Raw genomic sequence first — 21342 nt, 5'->3', positions numbered from 1 at the left:
GTCGCGCTGATTTGCCGACGCGCCGGAGCCTCCATGAGGTCCGAGACCTCGCTTCCCGTGGCCTTCAAGCGGGCAGGCACAGGAGCTGGTCGACCCGCAGCTGGAGCGCGCAAGCGCGATCGGATACGCCGTCTCCGCGGCGACGGCGCGTGTGCGCGGAACCGGCGCACGAGCTCCGCAATAGGGAGCTCATGGAGGTCGAAGACAGGGGGAAGGGAGGCAGTAGGGAGAGAGGTGGCAGGGAGGCGAGGGATGTGCGCCCGAGCGCGCAGCCCGCCTGCAGGAGCGATCCGCGGGAGCATCCGGGCGTCGAGCTGAGGGCAGATCATCGTCCACCTGGTCGACCGCTCCCCGCGTCGCCGGGGCGGCGGACACGGGGGAGAGGACGAAGACTCTCTGCGTCCTCTGACTCTGCACCTCGATGGCGCAGATCCTGTGTGTTCGAATTCTCCCCATCACGGAGCCAGGGGCGAGCTTGATGAATGCCCTATTGGGTTCTGCCGACGGCCGTCAAGCGCCCGGGGAGCGCGCGCGAGGAAGACGGAAGCAGCTCCGTTCGAGCTCGGCCGATGGTCCGGCCGCTCGAGAAGCGGGTGAGGCAGAACCTGCAGCGGATCGCCGCGCGCTCGCGTACACTCCGGGCGCTCGGCATGGATCGGCCCGTCCACGGGGACAGCAGGGCGCAGCAGGCAGACGTCGCGGGCGCGCTCGCGGATCGCGCCTTCGGTGCGCTCGGCGTCCTGCTCCGCGGCTTCGAGGAGGCGGCCGAGCGCGACGGGCCGGACGCGCTCGAGGGCGCGCTCGCCCGCGGCCCGGAGCACCTCTACGGCGGGCTGCTCACCGCGCTCCTCCGGCTCGCGTTCCTGCTCCACGCCGAGGCGCGCGGGCTGCTGCCGGTCGACGACCCGCGCTACGCGGCGCACCTCGGCGTGCACGCGCTGTTCCGGGAGCTCGCGGCGGAGCACGCCGCGCGCCCGGCCGCGATGCGGCGGCGCTCCGGCGCGTGGGCGCGGCTCGTCGCGCTGTTCCGCGCCGTCTTTCACGGGCTCGGCCGCCCCGAGCTGACCCTGCCGGCGCGGCGCGGGCAGCTCTTCGACCCCGAGCGCTACCCGTTCCTGGAGCGGGCGGGGCCCGGCGCGCCGCCTCTGGACGACGCCGCGGTGCACGCGGTGCTCGAGCGGCTCCTCGTGCTCGACGGGCGGCCGCTGTCGTACCGGTCGCTCGACGTCGAGCAGCTCGGCGGCCTCTACGAGGCGCTCATGGGCTACCGGGTCGAGCGCGCCGCCGGGCCGACGGTGTGCCTCCGGCCCGAGCGGGTCTGGGTGAGCGCGGCCGAGGCGCTCGCGCAGCCGAGGGCGCGGCGGGCGGCGTGGCTCGCCGAGCGGGCGGGGCTCTCGCGGCGCGAGGCGAAGCGGCTCGGCGAGGCGCTCGTCGCCGCCGGGACCGAGGCCGAGGTCCTCGGGGCGCTGGGACCGCTGCGCGCCAGGGACACCGAGGTGCTCGCGGCGGGGCGGCTCTTCCTCCAGCCCGGCGCCGAGCGGCGGCGGACGAGCTCCCATTACACCCCGAGGAGCCTGTCCGCGCCCATCGTCGCCCGGACGCTCGAGCCCCTGCTCCGGCAGCTGGGCGAGGAGCCGCCGTCGGCGCGGCTCCTCGAGCTCGCGATCTGCGACCCGGCGATGGGATCGGGCGCCTTTCTCCTGGAGGCGTGCCGGTACCTGGCCGACCAGGTGGTGGCCGCCTGGGCCCGCGAGGCGGCGGCCGGCGACGCGGCCGCGGCGGAGCGGCTCGCCCGCGGGCGAGAGGACGCCGTGGGCGAGGCGCGGCGGCTCGTGGCGCGGCGCTGCCTGTACGGCGCGGACAAGAACCCCTTCGCCGTGAGCCTGGCGCGGCTGTCGCTCTGGCTCGTGGCGCGCGCGCGGGACGAGCCGTTCACGTTCGTCGATCACGCCCTCCGCCACGGCGACTCGCTGGTCGGGCTCGATCTCGCCCAGCTGCGCGGCTTCCACTGGAAGCCCGCCGCGCCGGAGCCGCCGCTCTGCGACGCGATCGACGCCGCGCTGGAGCGGGCGCTCGCGCTGCGGCGAGCGCTCGCCGCGCCGCCGCCGGGCGTGGATGGCGGCGCCGCGCGCGGGCGGGCGCGGCTCGCGCGGGAGGCGGACGAGGCGATCGGCCGGGCGCGGCTCCTCGGCGACCTCGTGGTGGGGGCGTTCTTCGCGCACGAGAAGGACCGGGACCGGCTGAGGGAGCGCGACCGGCGGGCGCGGCTCGCGATCGCGTGGCTGCGCGGCGGGGGGCCGCCCCCGGAGGAGCTCCTGACCATGCAGCGGGCGCTCCGGGAGGGCGCGCCGGGCCGGGCGCCGCCGCTGCCGGCGTTCCACTGGGCGCTGGAGTTCCCGGAGGTGTTCCAGGACGCGCGCCCGGGCGGGCCGCGCGTCCTGGAGGCGCGCCCGGGCGGGCCGGGCGGCGAGCGCGCGCCGGGCCCGGCGCGGCTCGACGCGTTCGTCGGGAACCCGCCGTTCCTCGGGGGAAAGCGGATCTCGACGGATCACGGGGACGTGTACGCCGCGTGGCTCGAGCAGCTGCACGGCGCCACGAAGAACACCGACCTCGCCGCCCATTTCTTCCGCCGCGCGGCCGCGCTGCTCGGGGGCCGCGGCACGGTGGGGCTCATCGCCACGAACACGATAGCCCAGGGCGACACCCGGCGATCCGGCCTGCAGCCGCTCGTCGAGGCGGGGCGGGCGGTCATCTACCACGCGGTGCGCAGCGTCCCGTGGCCCGGGGACGCGGCCGTCCACGTCGCCGTCGTCCACCTCGCCGTGGGCATGTCGCCGGCCGACGGGGTCCCGCCGCCCCGGCTCGACGGCGTCCCTGTCCGCCACATCAACTCCCACCTTCGCGCGATGCCCGAGCGGCCCGACCCGAGGCCGCTTCAGGCCAGCCGGGATCTCTGCTTCATCGGCTGCTTCCTCCGCGGCGACGGCTTCGTCCTCACCGACGGCGAGGCGCGGGCGCTGTCTGCGGGCGACCCGGCGGCCGGCGAGGTGCTCCGCCCTTTCCTCGGCGGCGAGGAGGTCAACTCGTCGCCTTCGCACAGCCCGCACCGCCACGTCATCGACTTCGGCGAGCGCGGGCTCGATGACGCGGCGCGGTGGCCGGCGCTCCTGTCGATCGTGCGGAGCCGGGTCAAGCCGGCGCGGGATCGCCTGAAGCTCACCGGGATCGACGCGGGCCACCGGGCGCGATGGTGGCAGTTCGCCAACCCCCGGCCGGAGCTCCGGCGCAGGGTCGCGCCGCTCGCGCGGTGCCTCGTCGCGGCGCGGGTGACGAAGCACCTGTGCTTCGCGTTCCAGCCCGCGGGGCGGACGTTCTCGGACCAGCTGTGCGTGTTCGCCATCGACGATTACGCGCGCTTCGCGGTCCTCCAGTCGCGAGCGCACGAGTCGTGGGCGCGCCTGCTCTCCTCGACGATGGGAGAGGGCCTGCGGTACGCGCCGTCGGACTGCGTGGAGACGTTCCCCTTCCCTCGCCCGGAGCACCTCGCGGCGGGCGGGCCCCTCGACACCGCCGGCGAGCGCCTTTACACGGCGCGCGCCCGGCTGATGGTCGAGCTGGGAGAGGGCCTGACCGCGATGTACAACCTCCTCAAGGACCCTGCGTGCGCGCGGCCTGGCGTCGTCGAGCTCCGCCGGCTCCACGAGGAGATGGACCGCGCCGTGCTCGCCGCGTACGGGTTCGACGACATCGAGGTGCCGCCGTACGCCGCGCCGGTCACGCCCGGCGAGCGGAGCGCGGCGGGCGCCTTCGAAGATCGGGTGATCGACCGGCTCTTCGCGCTGAACGAGGCGCGGGCCGACGAGGAGGAGCGGCGGCGCGGAGAGGCCGAGCGGCGCGGCCCGGGGCCCGGCAAGCGGCCGCGGGCGTCGGGGCAGAAGGCCCCCGATGGGGGGTAGTTACGCGCGGCCGTCGATCGTCACGATCGAGCCGTCCGGCCGGTGGGTGAGCTCCACGACCTTCACGCTGCGCAGGGGGGTCTTGCCGCCGGAGAGCTCGCAGTCGTGATAGAAGAGCCACCACTTGCCGCCGAAGTTCACGATGGAGTGGTGCGTCGTCCACCCCAGCACGGGGGTGAGCACGACGCCCTGGTAGGTGAAGGGGCCGTACGGGTTGTCGCCCGTGGCGTACACGAGGAGGTGCGTGTCGCCGGTGGAGTACGACAGATAGTATTTGCCGTCGTGCTTGTGCATCCACGCCGCCTCGAAGAAGCGGCGCGCGTGGTCCGTTTGCAGGAGGGGCTCGCCCCTCGCGTCCAGGATGCGGATCTCGCGCGGCGTCTCGCCGAACTGGAGCATGTCGTCGCCGAGGCGCGCCACGCGCGGGCCGATGGCGGGCTTCGCCTCCGTGGGCTCGGGCGGCACGGTGGGGTCGTACTTCCCGCTCTGCCAGCGTTGCAGCTGCCCGCCCCAGAGGCCGCCGAAGTACATGTAGTGCGCGCCGTCGTCGTCCTGGAAGGTGGAGCAGTCGATGCTGTAGCTGCCCCGCATCGGCTCAGCCTCCGGCTTGAACGGCCCCTCCGGCCGCTTGCTGGTGGCCACCCCGATGCGGAAGATGCCGTCCCGGTCCTTGATCGGGAAGTACAGATAGTAGGTGCCGTCCTTGTGCGCCGCGTCGCCGGACCACAGCTGTCGCCCCGCCCAGGGAATGTCCTTGAGGTCGAGCGCCACCCCGTGGTCCGTCACCTCGCCGGGGATGCTCGCCATGGAGAGGACGTGGTAGTCCCGCATGTCGAAGTGATCCCCGTTGTCGTTCTCGGGGATGCCGCTGTCGACGTCGTGCGACGGGTAGATGTACACGCGGCCCTCGAAGACGTGGGCGCGCGGGTCCGCGGTGTAGATGTGGGAGACCAGGGGCTTCGGTCGCGACATGCCGCTCCGTGGGGTGGTGAGGGGCTCAGCTCAGCCACGCCGGTCGTGGGACGGCGCCGCGGCGTGCGTCTCGAGCGCGTCGAGCAGCGTGGCGCGCCCCGCGAACGCGGGCTTGAGCTGAGTGGGCTCGCCCCTCTACCATCGCATCAGAAATTCCGCCAGGGATCATCGAGCCGGCGCCCGCCCGGGCCCGGCGCCGCCAGGCCTCGCCACAGGTAGGCCCGCGTCTCCTCGGCGAGGCGCGCGGGCGTCGCGATGCCGTCGACCCGCGTCCAGCGCCCCTCGGACGCGCGGCCGATGAGCGTGATCGGGGTGTGCTGCTCCTTGACGGGCGCGCGCCCGCCGAGCGCGTCGAGCACCCGGCTCACGCGCTCGCGCTTGCCGGTCAGGAACACCCAGCCGGGCCGCCGGCCGAATTTCTCCGCGTATCCCTTCAGCCGCTCCGGGGTGTCCGTGGCGGGGTCGAGCGAGATGGAGACGAGCCGCACGTCGCGCTCCAGCGCGTCGCCGAGCTCGGCCTGAAGCCGGCCGAAGATGGCCGTCATCGGCGAGCAGATCGTCGTGCAGGTGGTGAAGACGAAGTTCACCACGAGCACGCGATCCTTCGCGAGATCGCGGAGGCGGACCGGCGCGCCGTCCTGATCGACGAGCTCCTCGTCCGGCACCACGACCCCCGGCGCCGGGGCCGTCCGCACCGCCGCGGCGCCCTGCGCCGGGAGCGACGGATCCCGATCGGCGCCCGCGCCCACCGGGTCGCTCGCGCGACCGCACGAGGCGGCGGCGAGCGCGCCGGCGAGGAGCAAGGCGTTCGGCACGGAGAGCGAGAGAGATCGCATATCGGCCTCACTGCGGGCGTCGCCCCGTCGGGGCCCGCGAGGGGGCGCTCGCGCCGAGCGCCCGGGGTGTTCGTGCGCCGTCGCTCGACGAGCGAAGAGCGGGCGCGCCGCGGCGGCGGCGCCCCTCCTCGATGACCGCTCGATGGGCGATCGACGGCTGGTCAGCGGACAACGCACTTTGTCGCGCGATCCCCGGAGGTCAAGAGTCTTCGCCGGCGGACGCGCGCGCTCGCGTCGGCGAGGCGAGGCCACGACGCCCCGGCCGTCAAAAATCGACGCAGACGGGCTCGTCGATCCGCAGCACGGACTCCTGATCGAAGCGCGCCTTGTACTCCTCGCGGATGGCCTCGATGCTGTCCGAGGCGGCCTGGCTGCCGTCGTGGAGGAGCATGATCAGCCGGCTGTCCTCGCGGATCAGCTCCTCCGTCGTCGCGAGGTACTGGCCGTCGACGTCGAACTGCGTGAGCCCGTCCCGGAAGCGCGGGGTCACGACCGTATCGACGAACTGCTGCCATTCCTCCTGCGTGACGTCGGGCTCGTCGAACCGATCCATCCCGAAGAAGAGCTCGGTGCGGATCATCGGCGCCCCGGTGTCGCAGGTCGCCTCGGGCGCCGGCGGCGGGCTGTCCTCCGCCGCGGCGCTGCCGCAGCCGGCGGTGGCGAGGAGCACGGCGAGGAGGGCGCTCGGGATCGATCGGTCGGGCATGGATGCTTCCTCCGAGGTGAGGGCGTGCGACCCGCACGTTATCACGGCCGGCGCGGCGGATTAGCTGAGGTTGTACGCGACCATCGCGATGCCCGCCGCGATGAGGACGATGCCGCCGATCTGCACCGCCGTGAGGGTCTCGCGCAGGTAGTAGACGGAGAAGACCGAGATGATCAGGAAGCCGCCCGAGGACATGATCGGATAGGCGACCGACAGGTTGATGCGCTTCAGCGCCAGGACGTAGAACAGGATGTTCGACGCGAAGAGCACGAGCCCGAGCACGAGGTGGTAGTTCGTCGCGAGCGCGAGCGCCTTGTCGACGAGCGACAGGCCCTCCATCGGCGGGACGCGCCGCGAGGCGAGCTTCATGAGGATGTTCGCGGTCGCGTTGAAGAGGAGGGCGATGATGAGGAAGAGGTAACCTTGAGCCATGTCTCTGGTGCGGCGAGCGCCGGCGGCCCGCCATTTCCCGGGAGACCTCTGGCGCAGCGGCCGGCATGGATCAACCGTGAAGCGCGCAAGCCTTCATCGCCCAAGGTTCGGTGAGCTTCAGGCGGCTCCTGACGGCGAAATCGACGTGGTCGGTCGCCTGCCTCGGTGCGAGACTGCCGCCCGCCATGAGCTCCGAACGCCTGGAGATGCCGTTCGCGCCCACGATCGCCGCGGTCGGGACGGCGCTGCCGCCGCACTACGCAACGCAGGACGAGACGTGCGCGGGGCTGCGCCGGCTCTGGGCGGGCAAGGGCGACGCGCTCGCGCTCGTCGAGCGGGTCCGGCGGTCGATCGAGGTGCGGGGGCGGCACCTCGCGCTGCCGATCGACGCCTACTACGCGCCCTCGACGTTCGCCGCGCAGAACGGCCGGTGGAGCGCGTGCGCGATGGAGCTCGGCGAGCGCGCCTGTCGCGCCGCGCTCGATCGGGCGGGCCTCCGGCCCGAGGACGTCGATCACATCATGTTCGTCTCGGTCACGGGCATCTCGGCGCCCAGCCTGGACGCGCGGCTCGTCAACCGGCTCGGCTTCCGGCGCGACATCAGGCGCACGCCCGTCTTCGGCCTCGGGTGCGTGGCCGGCGTGGCCGGCGTCGGGCGCGTCACCGACACGCTGCGCGCCTTCCCGGGGCAGACGTCGCTGCTCCTGTCGGTCGAGCTCTGCTCGCTCACGCTGCAGCGCGACGACACCTCGGCGGCGAACGTCATCGCCGCGCAGCTCTTCGCCGACGGCGCCGCCGCCGTCGTGGCGCGCGGCGCGCAGGCGGCACGAAAGAGCGGCCGGCCCGGCGGCGCGGCGGTGCTCGACGCGCAGGCCGTCTTCTATCCGGAGACCGAGCACATCATGGGGTGGGACGTCGTGGACACCGGCTTCCGGGTCGTCCTCTCCGCCGGCGTCCCGGCGCTCGTGCGCGAGCACGTGCGGCACGACGTCGACGCGTTCCTCGCGCGGCACCGCCTGTCGCGGGGCGACGTCCGCCACTGGATCGTCCACACCGGCGGGCCGAAGGTGCTCGAGGCGATCACCGAGACGCTCGAGCTGCCCGAGGACGCGCTCGCCCGCTCGTGGCGCTCGCTGCGCGAGATCGGCAACGTCTCCTCCGCCTCGGTGCTGTTCGTGCTGCGCGACGTCCTCGAAGAGGCGGACGTCCGGCCCGGCGACTACGGCGTGATGATGGCCTTCGGCCCCGGCTTCTGCTCGGAGATCGCGCTGCTGCGATGGTGACCTCGGCGCAGCTCTACCTCGCCTTCCTCGGCGCCGTGGCCGTCGAGCGGCTCGCCGAGCTCGTCATCTCGCGCCGCAACGCGCGGCGCGCCTTCGCGAAGGGCGGCGTCGAGGTCGGGCAGGCGCACTTCCGGGTGATGGCGCTGATGCACACCGCCTTCCTCGCGGCGTGCGCGCTCGAGGTCGACGCGTTCGACCGGCCATTCCCCGGGCTCGTCGGGTTCGCGGCGCTCGCGGCCGCGCTGCTCGCGCAGGCGATGCGGTACTGGGTCATCGCCACGCTGGGCGAGCAGTGGAACGTCCGGATCATCGTCGTGCCCGGCGCGGCGCCGGTCTCCGGCGGCCCGTACCGCTACCTGCGCCACCCGAACTACGCCGCCGTGATCGTCGAGATGGTCGCGATCCCGATGATCCACGGCGCGTGGCTGACAGCGCTCGTCTTCAGCGCCCTCAACGCGCTCGTGCTCTCGGTGCGCATCCGCGCCGAGGAGGCGGCGCTCGGGCCGTCGTACGCGGCGGAGATGGGCGGCCTGCCGCGGCTCGTGCCGGGCCGCCGCCCCGCGCCGGAGCGCCCCCCGGCGCCGTGAGCGCGCGGTCCGACATCGCCGACATCGCCGTGGTCGGCGGGGGGCCGGCGGGCCTCGCCGTCGCGATCGGCTGCGCGCAGCGGGGGCACGACGTGATCGTCCTGGATCAGGCCGCGTGGCCGATCGACAAGGCGTGCGGCGAGGGCGTGATGCCCGAGGGCTGCCGCGCGCTCGAGGCGCTCGGCGTCCTGTCCGAGCTCGATCCGGCCGAGCGGGCGCCGATCGAGGGCATCCGGTACCTGCGGCCGGACGGGCTGCGCGTCGAGGCGCCGCTGCCGGCGCCCGGGGGGCTCGGCGTGCGCCGCACCGCGCTGTCGGCGGCGCTCTCGGCGCGGGCGCGCGCGGCCGGCGCGCGGCTCGCGGCGGGCGAGCCGCTGGTCGCGGTCGAGCGGACGCCCGCCGGCGCGCGGCTGGTCACGCGGCGGCGCGCCGTCGAGGCGCGGTACGTGGTCGGCGCGGACGGGCTCGGCTCGCGCGTGCGCCGCGCGCTCGGCTGGGACGCGCCGCCCGCGGGGCCGCGGCGGCTCGGCCTGCGCCAGCATTTCCGGTGCGCGCCGTGGTCGTCGTTCGTCGAGGTGCACCTCGGCGACGGGGTCGAGGCGTACGTGACGCCCGCGGGCCCGCAGCGCGTCGGCGTCGCGTTCCTGTGGGACGGCGATCGCCTCGAGGGGCGCGCGTCGACCGAGCGCCTCGTGCGCCGCTTCCCGGCGCTGGCCGAGCGGCTCGCGGACGCGCCGGTCGACTCGACGGCGCGGGGCAGCGGCCCGCTCGAGCGCGCGTCGTCGCGGCTCCACGACGACCGCTTCGTGCTGGTCGGCGACGCGGCGGGCTACATCGACGCCATCACCGGCGAGGGGATCTCGCTCGCGCTCGTCGGCGCGGCCGCGCTGTCGACCGCGCTCGACGCGGCCCTGCGCGGCGGCGGCGCGGCCCCGCTCGCGGCCTATGCCCGCGTGTTCCGGCAGGCCTTCCTGCGCTACGCGGTGGCGACGCGCGCGGTGCTCTTCATCGCGCGGCGCCCGCGCCTCCGCGACGGGCTCCTGTCCGCGCTCGCGCTCGCGCCCGGGCTCTTCCGGCACGCGGTCGGCGCGGTGCTGCGCCCGCGCTGAGCCTGGCGGCGCTCGGAGGCGTCGCGCGGGTCGGCCTCGGCGCGCTCCAGCACAACAGCAACAGCGGAACATTTCACTACACCGCATCCATCGACGTGCGCGCGCACCGGGCCGCGAGGCGAAGACGCTATGTACGATGATGGCATAACGAGCGCGCATGCCGACCATCGCTCGCGCGCGCTGCCGCTGTTCGAGAGTGGCTCGTCGTGCGCCCATCACATATCTGCTCAAAGAAGGTCGTGAACCAGCCTGTGCGCCGGTTGCGCGCGGCAGCTCCGACTGATAGCCTGGAATTGAATAAAACGCATACCATCCTGGCGAGCGACGAGGACGAAGAGCGACGTCCGGCAGACGGCACACGTACTCGAGATCCGGCGCCACGCAGAGACACATCCCCCGCCGAGGAGCGGCCGGCGGCCGATGGCGCATGCCCCCTGAAGCCGCGCTCTCCTGCGTGCCGCGACGGGCGTCAATCGGGTAGATACGGCTCTCGATCTCGCCCTGATGGGTTGCCCGTGCCTCTCGATCCTCGAGTGGCCGCCATCCCGCCGACCAGCGCAGCGGCGTCGTCCGCGATGGTGGTCTCTGAGGATCCGTGCAAAGGAGCCTTGAATGCATCGTTCACCCGCGAGATGGGCGCCCATCGCCATCGCTGTCACAGCCGCCTGTCTGCTCGGAGGCCGAGCGTCCGCGTACGAGCCGGAGTGTCCGGGAGATCCGCCGGACAGAGACGCGGTCCTCGACTGGAACGCCGTCGCTCTGGACGCGGTCGCCAGAGACTACAGCGACCCCTCCAGGAGGCCGCCGGAGCAGGAAGGGCCCACGCGCGCCTCACGCGCGCTCGCGATCGTCCACGCGGCGATCTACGACGCCGTGAACTCGATTGTGCCGCGGTACGAGCCGTACATCGTCCATACCCGCGCGCCGGACGCATCCGTCGATGCGGCGGTGGCGACGGCGGCCCACCGTACGCTGACGGCGCTCTACCCGCGTCAGACCGCCGCGCTCGACGCCGCGCTCGACGCGTACCTGGCGGAGATCCCGGCGGGCGACGCCAAGGGGGACGGCATCGTGCTTGGCAACGATGTCGCCGAAGACATCCTCGCGGCGCGGGCGCACGACGGGGCAGACGCCCCGATGCCTTACACCCCACGCTATGCGCCCGGCGACCATCGCGTCGATCCTCTCCACCCCGATCAGGGATACCTGACCCCCAGATGGGGGGAGGTGACGCCGTTCGCCATCGAGAGCGGCGACCAGTTCCGGGCTCCGCCCCCGCCGTCGCTGCGGAGCCTCTCGTATACGTTGAGCTTCTACGAGCTCTTCGCGCTGGGCGGCGACGGCGAGAGCACCCCGACCCTGCGGACTCCGGAGCAGACCGTCATCGGGATCTTCTGGTCGTACGACGAGGCCCCGCGCATCGGGGTGGTGCCGCGGCTCTTCGGCCAGATCGCGCGGGTCGTCGCGGTGCAGGAGCACAACTCGGAGATAGAGAACGCCCGTTACTTCGCGCTGGTGAACTTCGCCCTGGCCGACGCCGCCATCGCCACATGGGACACGAAATACCACTACAACTTCTGGCGGCCGATCATCGGTATCCGTCTGGCCAACATCGATGGAAACCCGCTCACGGTCCAGGACAAGCATTGGACGCCCCTCGCATCCCCCGGCAGCAACGGGGGCCCGCTGCACGAGACCCCGGCGTTCCCGTCGTACGTCTCCGGACACGCGAGCCTCGGGGCTGCCACGTTCCAGGTGCTGGCCCGTTATTATGGCACGCATCATGTACCCTTCTGCGTCGTATCCGACGAGTACAACGGAAGAACGACGGACGCCCGGGGCGACGTCCGCCCCAGGCTCCGGCGCTGCTATTCCGGCTTCCGCGAGGCGACTCAGGAGGTCGCGATCAGCCGCATCTACCTGGGCGTCCACTGGAGGTTCGATGCGATGAACGGGATGCGCCTGGGCAGGAACGTCGGAGATGCCGTCTTCGACGGGGCCCTCCAGCCGCTCCATTGACGTCTTCGCCGAGAGCGGCCGGTGATCGGCCGGCCGCTCCTCGAAAGAGAAGGACCCGCCCGACTCCCCGCCGCAACGCTAAGGCACCACCTCGATCCACGCCGACGCGCGCACGAGGCCGCCCGAAGCCGGGTCGATCCGCACGAGGCTCGCTCCCAGGACGCCGGTCCGGCGATTCCGGGCGAACGTCACGGGCGGGGCCGGGCCGGCGTCGAAGCCGCGCAGCCGCTCGAGCGCCGCGATGAGCCCCTCCCGCGTCACGTGGGCGCCGGCGCGCTTCAGCGCCTCGATCGCGATCTGCGCCGCGACGTAGGCGGTCGCCTGCGCCCCGAGCGGGCCCGGCGCCACGCCGGCCCGGCGCAGAGAGGCGCGCAGCGCCGCGCCCGACGCCCGCTCTCGCTCACCCGAGAGGCCGGCGTGCACGAACAGCACGCGGTCCGACAGGCGGCCAGAGAGCGGCTCGCCGAGGCCGACGACCGATCCCAGCGGGGCGTAGATCGGCGCCGCCGAGCCCGCGTCGTCCAGCGCCGCCCGCACGCCCGCGAGGTCCTTGCCGGGGCCCCAGAAGAGGATCGCCCGCGCCCCGTGCGCCTGCGCCGCGCCGGCGACATCGCCCGGCGAGAGGCGGCCCGGCTCGAACGACAGCGCAGGCAGCGCGGGGAGGCCCCGGCCGGCGGCCTCCGCGCGCGCGCCCGACGCCCAGGCCTCGCCCTCGCGATCCCGCGCGTGCACGATCAGGGCAGGCGCCCCCGCGTTCGCCGGAGCGCCGGCGAAGTGCTTGATCGCCACGCGGGCCAGCACGTCCGGCCCCGGCCACACCCGGAACACCACGTCCTCGCCCCCGGCCGCCGCCGCGCCGGCGGCATCCCGCGCGAGGCCGGGGGCTCCGCCCGCCAACGCGGGTGCTCCCGCGCCGCCCGGAGATCCGAGCGCCCCCGCCACGGGCCCCACGAGCGGCGCCCGCTCCTCCGAAAGGCGCGCTCGCACCGCTGCCCCCTCGCCGAGGACGCTCCCCACCAGCGCCAGCACGCCCCCCTCCAGGAGGCGCTCCGTCGCCCCGGCCTCGCCCGCCGGCCCGCCGCTGTCCTCCACGCGCAGCTCGAGCCGCCGCTGGTAGATGCCGCCCTGCGCGTTCACCTCCGCGAACGCCGCCGACAGCACGTCGCGCACGGCCTCCCCCGCCGGCGCCGCCGGCCCGGTCAGCGGCAACGCGGCGCCCAGCACCACCGCATCCGCCGTGACGCCCGGATCCAGATCGCGCCCGACGCAGCCGAGATACGCGGCGAGATCCGACAGATCCGCCGCCGACAGGCGGTACTGCGGCATCACCGGGCTCAGCCGCTGGCCCGCGCGGCCGCGCCCCTCCCGGACCGCCGCCGCGAGCGCCGCGGCATCGATCGCCGCCTCCCCCTGCCCGCCGCTCGGGCCCCGCGCGCCGCGGGACGCGAGGCGCCGGTCGGCCGCGAGCGGCGGCGCCTCGATGCCCCCCTCGTACGTCCCCTGCCCGCTCGCGCCGTGACAGCCGGCGCAGGCGGCGTCGCGGCCGGAGAGCGCCGCGGCGCCGCCGACGATCGCCCCCTCGATCGCGCGGCCGTCCGCGGTCACGCCGCGCTGGTAGATGCGCTTGCCGCGCCGGGCGGGCGGCGTGAGCTCGGCGCACTGCGCCTCGCCGGCCCCCGCGCGCGCCGCGGGCGCGCGATCGCCCCCGCCCACCGCCCGCAGCGCGACAACGCCGAGCGCGATCGCGGGCGCTGCAGCCAGCAGCAGGCGCAGGCGCCCCCGCGGTCCAGCCGCCGCCCGCGCGCCGCGCCGCCGGCCCCAGCGCGAGGACTTCCACACAGGCAGGGGGAGAGCGCTCATGGCGGCCTCACTGCGGGTCGTTGAGGTGCTGCGCGACGTGCGCGAGGGTCTCGGGCGGCTCGGTGGCGAGCGTCTTCAGCCACACGCCGGTCGACGTGTCGCCGACGAGCAGCGTCATCATGTGGTCCTCCGGCCTCCGCACCTGGCCGCCCAGGCGCTGCAGCACCGCGGCCACGTTCGCGGGCGTGCCGGTCAGGAAGTACCAGCCCTCGCCCGCCTTGAACTTCGCGGCGTACTGCTTCAGCGCGGCCGGCGTGTCGTTCTCGGGGTCGACCGTGATCGTCAGCATCGTCACCCGCTCGCCGCGCGCCCGGAGCAGCGCCTGCACGCGCGCGAGGTTCGCCGTCATCGTGGGGCAGGCGCCCTTGCACGAGGTGAAGGCGAAGTTGATGAGCACCTTCCGGCCCCGCAGGAGCCCGTCGTAGAAGCGGTGCGCGCGGCCGTGCTGATCGACGAGCTCGGTGTTGGTGAAGTACTTCGCCGCGGCGGCGTCGTCCTCCCGAGAGACGCCCCCGACCTTCATCCGCTCGACCCGCGGCGGCGCGTTGCCCTCCGCGGGCGCGAAGCGCGCGACCGAGGCGAAGAGGAGCGCGAGGGCCGCCGCGGCGAGCGCCGCCCCGGGCCTCACCGCGCACCTCTCGCGGCCGCGCCCGCACCGCGCGGGGACACCCGCAGCGGGACGAACGGGAGCGCGCCGTACGGCGCGCCGCGCCCTGGCGCGGCGGCGAGGAAGCGGTACTGGCCCGACACGGGCGGCGTGAACGCGACGGAGAAGATGCCGTCGCCCTCCGCCCGCGGCGCGCCGCTCCAGCGATACCCAGCCGGGAACCTGATGATCATGACCTCCACCTCCTTGGCATCCAGTGCAGGGGCCGCTCCCGCCGCGGTCGCGCGGAAGCGGAGCGTCGCGGGCTCGCCCGCCTCGAGCCGCAGATCCGGCTCGAACAGCGGCGCGAGCGCGACGGCCGGCGCGGGGTCGCCCCCGCAGCCGGGGCCGTCGCCCGGGGCGCAGCGCGCGGGCGCCACGGCGGCCTCGAGGCACACCGCGGCCCGCGGGCGGTCGAGGAGGAGCTCGACGTCGTAGAGCCCCTCCGCGCCGAGGCGCACCGGGGTCGCGTACACGCCGGGCCGCACCTCCTTGAGCGATCGGTCCTCGACGAGGATCGACCGCGGCTCGCGGCCATAGCTCGGCAACGTGCCGATCGGGGCCATCATGCCCTCCGCGTACACGTAGAGCATCCTGTCGGCCGGGCTCGCGACCACGGCGCCGTTGCCCTCGGGCATCGGGGCGATGGGCGTGGCGAGCGCGCTCGGGCCAGGGCGCGCGCCGGCGGCGGACGGCGCGTCCTGGCCGACCGCGATGTCGATGAGCGGCGGGGCCTTCGGGCCGCCGAGGGCCGCCCGATCGACGAGCGAGACCCTCGGCGCGCCCCGGTTGCGGATGTAGGCAAAGGCGTCGGTGAAGGCCACCGCGTCCGGCGCCGCGAACCCCGTGAGGGCGTGCGCCACCGCGCCGGTCGCGCCGTCGAGCACGGCGACCTCGTTCGCGGCGGGGTTCAGCGCGAACGCGAACCGCCCGCGCGGCTCGAACTCGAGCGCGCCGAGCCCCGGCTTCAGGGCGATGCGCCCGGCGACGTCGCGCCGCGCGGCGTCGAGGACGACCACCTCGCCGCGCGCGGCGTTCGCGGCGTAGACCACGCCCGAGGCGTCGCTCGCCGCGATGGAGACGACCCCCTCGCCCACCGCGATCTCACCGAGCGGATCGAGCGTGGCGCCGTCCACCACGACCACCGAATCCCCTCGCTGGCTCGAGACCCAGGCGGTGCGGCCGCCGCCCGTGAAGGCGATCTCGTGGTGGCCCGGGCCCACCTGGAGCGTCTTCAGCACGTCCGTCGAGCGCGCGTCGATCACGCTCACGGTCCCGTCGCCGTCGTTGCCCACCCAGACCGTGCGCCCGTCGGGGGCGACCGCGACGCGCGACGGGTCCTCGCCGACGGGCACGTTCGACCGGACGAGCCCCCGCCGCGTATCCACGACGGCGAGGCCGCGCCCGCCCCGCAGCGTGACGTAGAGGCTCTCCCGGTCGGGGTGCATCGCGAACGAGACGCCGGGCCCCGCGAGGCTGACGACGCTCCGGAGCTTCGTCCTGCCGAGGGCGATCTGCGGGTTGATGGCCGAGAGGGTGCTGTCCTCGTTGAGCGTCCAGAGGAGGTAGGCGTTCATGTCCACCTCCGGGCGCACCGACAGGAGCCCTGCCATGAAGCTCTTGATCTTCCCCTGGCAGTCCTCCTCGTCCGGCGCCGCGTCGACCGCGCCGCTGGCGGCGCCGGCCGGGGCCGCGGCGCCGGACGCCCCGGCGCGGCGCGACATCCACCCGAGCGGCGAGAGGCCGGTCACCGGCGCGCCCGTGGCCGCGTCGGTGATGGTGAACTCGGCCAGGACCTCGGAGCCGGCCGCGGCGCCGGCCGCCTCCGGGGCCGGCGCCGCGCCGCGGAGAGCGCCCTCGCCCTGCTCCAGCGAGCGCAGGGCGAACGCGATGGACAGCCCGTCGCGCTCGATCCGGCTCGACTGGAGGGGAGCCGCCGCCTGCGCCGGCCCTCTCGCGGGCTCCGCCGGCGCGGGCGGCGCCGCTGCCTCCGCCGGCGGTCCGGCGCCCTCGCTCCGCGAGGCGAGGAGCGCCTCGACGCGGCCGCAGCCGAGCGCCGGAGAGGCGCTGAGCCACGCCAGCGAGAGCCAGAGTCCGTGCGTGCCCGTCCAGGTCCGTTTCATCGGTGGCTCGTCCTTCCTCTCACGGCGTGAGCCGCAGGATCCCCCAGAGCCCGTCGACGAGCGTGGCGTTCGCCTGATCGAGGTAGAGGCGATCCCCGGGGACGGCGTACTTGCCGCCCGCCCTGAAGTAGGGGTTGATGTTCCACGCGGTCATGGGGCCGACACCGCCCTGCGCGCTGATGGCGTAGGCCTTGCTGTTCCGGCCCATGTACCGGGATCCCGAGCCCTCCGCCCACGCGTTCTGCGCCCACTCCATGCCCCAGAGGCCGAGGGTGTGCTGGCGCCGATGCCCCGAGGGCTGCAGCACGCGGACGCGCAGGCGCTCATGGACTCCCATCGTGAAGATCGGCGTCTCCGGGTCGCCGTGGGCCGCCGAGCTGAAGATGTCGCTGAGATCGAGGTTCTCGATGGCGCTGAACCGCGTCTCCGGCTTCACCCCGAGCCGCGACCAGAGCGGCTCGGCGCGGTAGTTGAACGCCTTGTGACCGGTGGTGTCCGGGTCGACGCCGCTCACGACGTTCGCGAGGGCCGTGCCGCAGCCCAGGGACGCGGCGCACTGGAACGCCGGATCGTCCGAGTGCAGGGCCACCTCGTCGTGGAGCAGGAGCACGACCTCGCGGAACCACTGCTCGGCGCCGGTCTCGTCCCGGTACTTCACCTGGGCGAGCGCGCGCGTGCCCCGGCTCGTGGTCCACTCGGCGCCCTCCGGCTCGACGATCAGCGCGCCGACCGCGCCGTGCATCGGGTGGTTCACCACGTCCGCCATGTCCTTCAGGTTCACGGCGCCGAGCTCGATGGGCTGCCAGCGGACCTCGCCCGCGGACGTCAACGAGACGTCGCCGGCGTACCACGTGTACTTCCGTTCCTTTCCAGGCGCGACCGTCCGGTCGGGGTTCTGGCCGACGTGCGCGCCGTCGGTCGCCACGACGTCGTAGGCCATGAGCTGCGGATACAGCGAGACGCGGTTCGAGGTCCTCACCTGGTTGACGTTGAACCCGTCGACGATGGGAGCGTTGTAGTTCCAGTGCGGCGTCTTCGGCGGATCCTCGGGCAGATCGTTGACGAGCGTGACCTCGACGCACTCCCCGGCCGCCGCGCGCAGGATGAGCGGCTCGACCGCCGCCTTGCCCGACCGGACCGCGCCCAGGTCGCGCTTCTCGACGAACACGATGGCGTCGGGGTCGTAGAGCCCGTGCGCCGCGTTGTAGGTGAGGCGATCGCCGGGCAGGTCCCTCGCCGAGATCGCGTGGACGACATACTTCCGGTTCGGCGCGCCCTTCGGGCACACCTTGGGGTCCTTCTCGATCTTCGGCAGCGACACGCCCGAGATCGGCAGGAGATCGGTCGGCGCGCCGTGGACGCGCAGGATGCCCCACGCGCCCGCGAAGAGATCGTCGGTCGCCGCGCTGCTGTACAGGTAGTCGGCGCCGCCGGACTCGTTCTTCTCGAAGACGGGCGCCGGCTCGAGCGCGAGGTCCATCTGCTCCGAGACGCCGATGACCTGCCCGCTCGAGTAGCCGCTGTCCGGGTCGAAGGCCTCCTGAAGCCACTTCTTCCCGTGCACGGAGAACACGTGCTGCTCCCCCTGCGCGCCCTGGGTCAAGCGGATCACCGCGCGATCTCCCTCGTATACGCGGAGCACCGGCGTCGCGGGGTCGCCGTGCACGCTCGAGCTGAAGACGTTGTGCATGTCGCCGGCGGGGCCGCTCTTCGGGACGACCTCGCCTGTCGCGCAGTTGCGCTGGGCGAGCCGCAGCGGCATCGGCTCGACCCGGTAGTTGATGAGCCCCACCCCCGAGTCGCGCCACGAGACCGCGTCGACGGCGACGCCCGCGTGGGTGACCGCCAGGGGCAGCGCCGCCTGCGCCTGGTTCGGCGGGTTCACCGGGTTGCCGCACTCGTCGTAGATGGTGGCGTAATCGGAGATGCTCAGGTTGAACTCGCGGAACGGCGTCCTCTTGTCGCCGGCCGGGAACAGGATGTCGGCGCGGTAGCTCGTCGGCCCGCCGTCGGCGCGCCCGCCGAAGAGCTCTCCGGTCTCCGGATCGCGCCAGCTCGATCCGGCCGGCTCGATGACGAGGCCCCCGTAGAGCCCGTGTTGCTGGTGCGACGAGGCCGAGAAATGATCGTGGGTGAAGGCCGTGCTGAGCGCGCGGTCCTGGCCGGCCCGGTTCACGAGCGGATCGGCCCACCAGCGCTGGATCGTGGTCTGCGCCCCGAGCGGCGCGTCGGTCAGGCGCGGGTGCCTCGTCGCCTCGAGCCGCACGCGGGCGCCCGACTCGTCGAGCGAGCCGTCGGCGGCGCGGGCGCCGCCGAGCCGGTTGGCCGCCTCGATGCGCGCCATCACCTCGTGCGGCGAGAGCGTCCCGTCCTCGTAGTTGAACCCGTTCGCCCCGCCGTCCGACGAGGTGATGTCGAACTTCACGAGGTGGATGTGCTGGCCGACCATGTCCGTCGGCGTGCGCGCCTGGAAGGCGTCCTCCGGGAGCACCTCCGGGATGAGGTTCGTCGCGTGGAAGTCGACGCACTCGCCGGACCTCGCGCGGAGGAACATCGGCTCCGGCGCCCGCGTGCCGTCGAGCGTGGCCGCGACGTCCCCCTCGAGGACGGTCGTCCGCAGCCGCGGGTCGTGCCAGCCGGCTCGGCTCACCGCGGCGTCGATCTCGACGTAGGCCGCGCGGTAGGTGCGCACCGGCGCGCCCTTCGGGCACGGGTCCGCGAAGGGGGCGCCCGGGGCGGGCGGCTGGCCGTTCACGAGGAAGAGCGCCGGCTTGCCGGCCGAGGTGAAGGACGGATAGCCCTTGGCGGGGAAGCCGTAGCGCGTCGTCGCGCGCACGGCGCCCGGGAGCTCGCCCGCGTGGAAGCGGCTGGCCGCGATCTCCGCCGGGGTGCCCTGCTGCGGCAGCAGCTTCACTTCGGCCGCGTGGAGCTGCACGTCGAAGAGGCCGCCGGCGCCGCGCTCCACGCCCTCCGGCGGGGCGCTCGTGATGATGTGGCGCGGCAGCCCGCCGTCGTGCTCCATGTCGAGCGGCGGCTGCGAGGGCCGGTGCCCGGGCTTCGCGGCGATGAAGAACGGATAGCCCGGCGTGGCCGGGACGACCTCGGTCCGGCCGTCGGGCAGGGTGACCGACGTCGGCGCGTAGGTCGGCATCGGCGCCAGCGCGGTGCCGGGGAGGGGCACGACCGCGGGCTGGGGCGTCCCGGCCGCGATCTCGCCGTCCGGGAGCGCGCGGTCCGGCGTGCCCGCCTCGAAGACGTCGTGCGTGCGCCAGAGCCCCCACATGCCCGCCACGAAGTGGGGATACAGGTGGCAGTGGTAGATGGCGTCTCCCGCGGCGAGGTTGCGGTTGCCGCTCCCGCCGTAGGCGATGTGGTAGGTGAAGGCCGCCTTCGGCCCGAGGGTCTGCGAGTCGATGTAGGCGCTGTTGTCGTTGCTGGGCGACCGGAGCCACTGGTGGCCGTGGGCGTGGAAGACGTGCGTCTCGCTCGGGCCGGCGTGGAGGTTCCGGATGCGGACCGCATCTCCGAGGTAGCTGTGGGACACGTTCGAGGGGTCGTCTGGATAGAGGGCCCGCACGGCGCTACCGGCCTCGTCCTTCTCGATGATCAGCCCCGGATCTCCGTTCGCCCACGAGCTCAGGAAGAACTCCTCGAACTTGCACTCCGCGCAGTCCTTGGTCGGGCCGATCCGCCTCCGGTTGGCGATGACGGCGGCGCCCAGGCCGGCGGAGCCATAGTTGATGCCAAAGCCGCTGCGGGCGCCCGCGTACCGCCGGTCCGCGAGCTCCGGAAACGCCTGAACGATGCCCAGGATGTCGTGAAACATCACCGTGAACTCGCGGAAGGCGTGACCGTCGTCGGAGATCGGCGTCCCGGCCTCGGTCTCGTCGAAGCCCGCGATGATGGCGTTGAGATCGCCGTGAACGATCTCACCGGCGTCGTTGATGATCTTGAGGATCGGGACGCCGGACCTGTCGACCGCATCGTAGTTGACGCGCGGCGTGCCGTTCGGGTTCGCCGGCTTGATGGACGCGGCCTCGAGCTCCTCGGCCGTCACCTGCGAGCGGTAGGCGACCGCGCCCGGCGGCTCGACGTGGACGGCGCCGTACAGCGTATGGGCGATCAGCCGCGCCGGCCCGCCGCCGTCCGCGCCGGCCATGGAGCCCGCGCTGTACATGAGGAACGCGCCCTCGCGGCCGGCGAAGAGCTCGTAGGTGCGCGTCTCGCCCGGCTCGCACAGCGAGCTCTCGTTCTGCCCGACGTTGCCGCCGAGCGCGTCGATGTTCCTGATCTGGAGCCCGACCACGTGGATCGAGGCGCTCCGGGTCGCGGGAGTCAAGCTCGTAAGAGGGCCCGTCGCCGGTGTGAGCCAGTTGGTGAACGAGATGGAGAGTTTGTCGCCGGCGTTGACCCGCAGGACAAGCGGCCTCGGGCGCTTGCCCGGCCGCAGCGTGGCGTTGCCCGGCCCGATCGGCCTCGACGGATCGGCGGCCACGACGTCCCGGCGGAGGGCGTATACCATGCCCGAGGGGTTGAACGAGCCGAAGCGGTCATAGACGAACACTTGATCTATGGCCACGACGTCCGCGAATACGGTCCTACCCGACGCGGGAACATGAAAATCGTCACTCAACGCCTCTTCGCTCTGCGCTACGCTCTCCTCCTCCGGAGGAGGCGCTTCGGCGCCGGCACAGCCAAGGACAGCCATCGTCATCGCGGCCCATCCGAGCCACCAGGAATGCCTCATCAGCACAGGAAATCCCCTACCCCCGTGTGGTCTACAAGGGGCGCTCGCTTCGAACGCATGTCGCCC

13 protein-coding genes are annotated in these 21342 nt (G+C 73.8%); 5 read left to right on the top strand and 8 right to left on the bottom strand.

What is annotated here, in order from left to right:
* Window positions 1-482 precede the first annotated feature (482 nt).
* Window positions 483-3956: a DNA methyltransferase gene (locus WME98_RS37040; protein ID WP_437946374.1), complete on the top strand. Its 3474-nt coding sequence runs from the start codon at window positions 483-485 to the stop codon at window positions 3954-3956.
* Here the strand turns inward: WME98_RS37040 and WME98_RS37035 are convergent, their stop codons facing one another.
* From WME98_RS37035 to WME98_RS37020, 4 genes are all read right to left on the bottom strand, one after another.
* A complete protein-coding gene (locus tag WME98_RS37035; RefSeq protein WP_437946372.1) occupies window positions 3957-4928 on the bottom strand; it encodes a glycoside hydrolase family 43 protein in 972 nt (323 codons plus the stop codon).
* A gap of 146 nt (window positions 4929-5074) precedes the next feature.
* Window positions 5075-5764 (bottom strand): SCO family protein, encoded by a 690-nt coding sequence (locus WME98_RS37030; RefSeq protein WP_437337333.1) that lies wholly within the window; start codon window positions 5762-5764, stop codon window positions 5075-5077.
* A gap of 265 nt (window positions 5765-6029) precedes the next feature.
* Window positions 6030-6470, bottom strand: a complete 441-nt coding sequence (locus WME98_RS37025) for a DUF3574 domain-containing protein (protein ID WP_437946371.1) — start codon at window positions 6468-6470, stop codon at window positions 6030-6032.
* A gap of 60 nt (window positions 6471-6530) precedes the next feature.
* Window positions 6531-6902 (bottom strand): DMT family transporter, encoded by a 372-nt coding sequence (locus tag WME98_RS37020; RefSeq protein ID WP_061625412.1) that lies wholly within the window; start codon window positions 6900-6902, stop codon window positions 6531-6533.
* A gap of 185 nt (window positions 6903-7087) precedes the next feature.
* On the opposite strand from WME98_RS37020, the gene WME98_RS37015 reads away from it, so the two are divergent.
* The 4 genes from WME98_RS37015 (at window position 7088) to WME98_RS37000 (ending at window position 11900) form a co-directional block, all read left to right on the top strand.
* A complete protein-coding gene (locus WME98_RS37015; protein WP_437946370.1) occupies window positions 7088-8185 on the top strand; it encodes a type III polyketide synthase in 1098 nt (365 codons plus the stop codon).
* Entirely contained in the window at window positions 8179-8772 is a 594-nt protein-coding gene (locus tag WME98_RS37010) for an isoprenylcysteine carboxyl methyltransferase family protein (protein WP_437946368.1), read from the top strand. Before WME98_RS37015 ends, WME98_RS37010 begins: the two co-directional genes overlap by 7 nt.
* The gene (locus tag WME98_RS37005; RefSeq protein WP_437946367.1) at window positions 8769-9881 is read left to right on the top strand and encodes an NAD(P)/FAD-dependent oxidoreductase; all 1113 of its coding nucleotides are present in this window, start codon (window positions 8769-8771) and stop codon (window positions 9879-9881) included. The genes WME98_RS37010 and WME98_RS37005 overlap by 4 nt, the downstream gene beginning before the upstream one ends.
* A 612-nt stretch (window positions 9882-10493) precedes the next feature.
* Window positions 10494-11900 carry a phosphatase PAP2 family protein gene (locus WME98_RS37000; protein ID WP_437946366.1) on the top strand — a complete coding sequence of 469 codons (1407 nt, stop codon included), beginning with the start codon at window positions 10494-10496 and terminating at the stop codon, window positions 11898-11900.
* Between the two features lie 78 nt (window positions 11901-11978).
* Here the strand turns inward: WME98_RS37000 and WME98_RS36995 are convergent, their stop codons facing one another.
* The 4 genes from WME98_RS36995 to WME98_RS36980 are packed head-to-tail and all read right to left on the bottom strand — an operon-like array spanning window position 11979 to window position 21108.
* Window positions 11979-13760, bottom strand: coding sequence for a cytochrome c/ABC transporter substrate-binding protein (locus WME98_RS36995; protein WP_437946365.1), 1782 nt, complete (start codon window positions 13758-13760; stop codon window positions 11979-11981).
* Between the two features lie 7 nt (window positions 13761-13767).
* Window positions 13768-14388 carry an SCO family protein gene (locus WME98_RS36990; protein WP_061621453.1) on the bottom strand — a complete coding sequence of 207 codons (621 nt, stop codon included), beginning with the start codon at window positions 14386-14388 and terminating at the stop codon, window positions 13768-13770.
* Window positions 14385-16529 (bottom strand): YncE family protein, encoded by a 2145-nt coding sequence (locus WME98_RS36985; protein WP_437946364.1) that lies wholly within the window; start codon window positions 16527-16529, stop codon window positions 14385-14387. The genes WME98_RS36990 and WME98_RS36985 overlap by 4 nt, the downstream gene beginning before the upstream one ends.
* 19 nt (window positions 16530-16548) lie before the next feature.
* A complete protein-coding gene (locus tag WME98_RS36980) occupies window positions 16549-21108 on the bottom strand; it encodes a copper oxidase (protein ID WP_437946363.1) in 4560 nt (1519 codons plus the stop codon).
* Window positions 21109-21342: the final 234 nt, after the last annotated feature.

The organism is Sorangium sp. So ce296 (assembly GCF_051529605.1).
GTDB lineage: Bacteria > Myxococcota_A > Polyangia > Polyangiales > Polyangiaceae > Sorangium > Sorangium cellulosum_D.
This window is presented reverse-complemented; position numbering and strand designations above follow the sequence as displayed.

Bases quoted from the DNA above. Each gene is read 5' to 3' on its own strand.
- WME98_RS36995 (WP_437946365.1), bottom strand. From the start codon at position 13,760: ATGAGCGCTCTCCCCCTGCCTGTGTGGAAGTCCTCGCGCTGGGGCCGG.
- WME98_RS36985 (WP_437946364.1), bottom strand. From the start codon at position 16,529: ATGAAACGGACCTGGACGGGCACGCACGGACTCTGGCTCTCGCTGGCG.
- WME98_RS37040 (WP_437946374.1), top strand. From the start codon at position 483: ATGCCCTATTGGGTTCTGCCGACGGCCGTCAAGCGCCCGGGGAGCGCG.
- WME98_RS37030 (WP_437337333.1), bottom strand. From the start codon at position 5,764: ATGCGATCTCTCTCGCTCTCCGTGCCGAACGCCTTGCTCCTCGCCGGC.
- WME98_RS37000 (WP_437946366.1), top strand. From the start codon at position 10,494: ATGCATCGTTCACCCGCGAGATGGGCGCCCATCGCCATCGCTGTCACA.
- WME98_RS37020 (WP_061625412.1), bottom strand. From the start codon at position 6,902: ATGGCTCAAGGTTACCTCTTCCTCATCATCGCCCTCCTCTTCAACGCG.
- WME98_RS37035 (WP_437946372.1), bottom strand. From the start codon at position 4,928: ATGTCGCGACCGAAGCCCCTGGTCTCCCACATCTACACCGCGGACCCG.
- WME98_RS37025 (WP_437946371.1), bottom strand. From the start codon at position 6,470: ATGCCCGACCGATCGATCCCGAGCGCCCTCCTCGCCGTGCTCCTCGCC.
- WME98_RS37010 (WP_437946368.1), top strand. From the start codon at position 8,179: ATGGTGACCTCGGCGCAGCTCTACCTCGCCTTCCTCGGCGCCGTGGCC.
- WME98_RS37015 (WP_437946370.1), top strand. From the start codon at position 7,088: ATGAGCTCCGAACGCCTGGAGATGCCGTTCGCGCCCACGATCGCCGCG.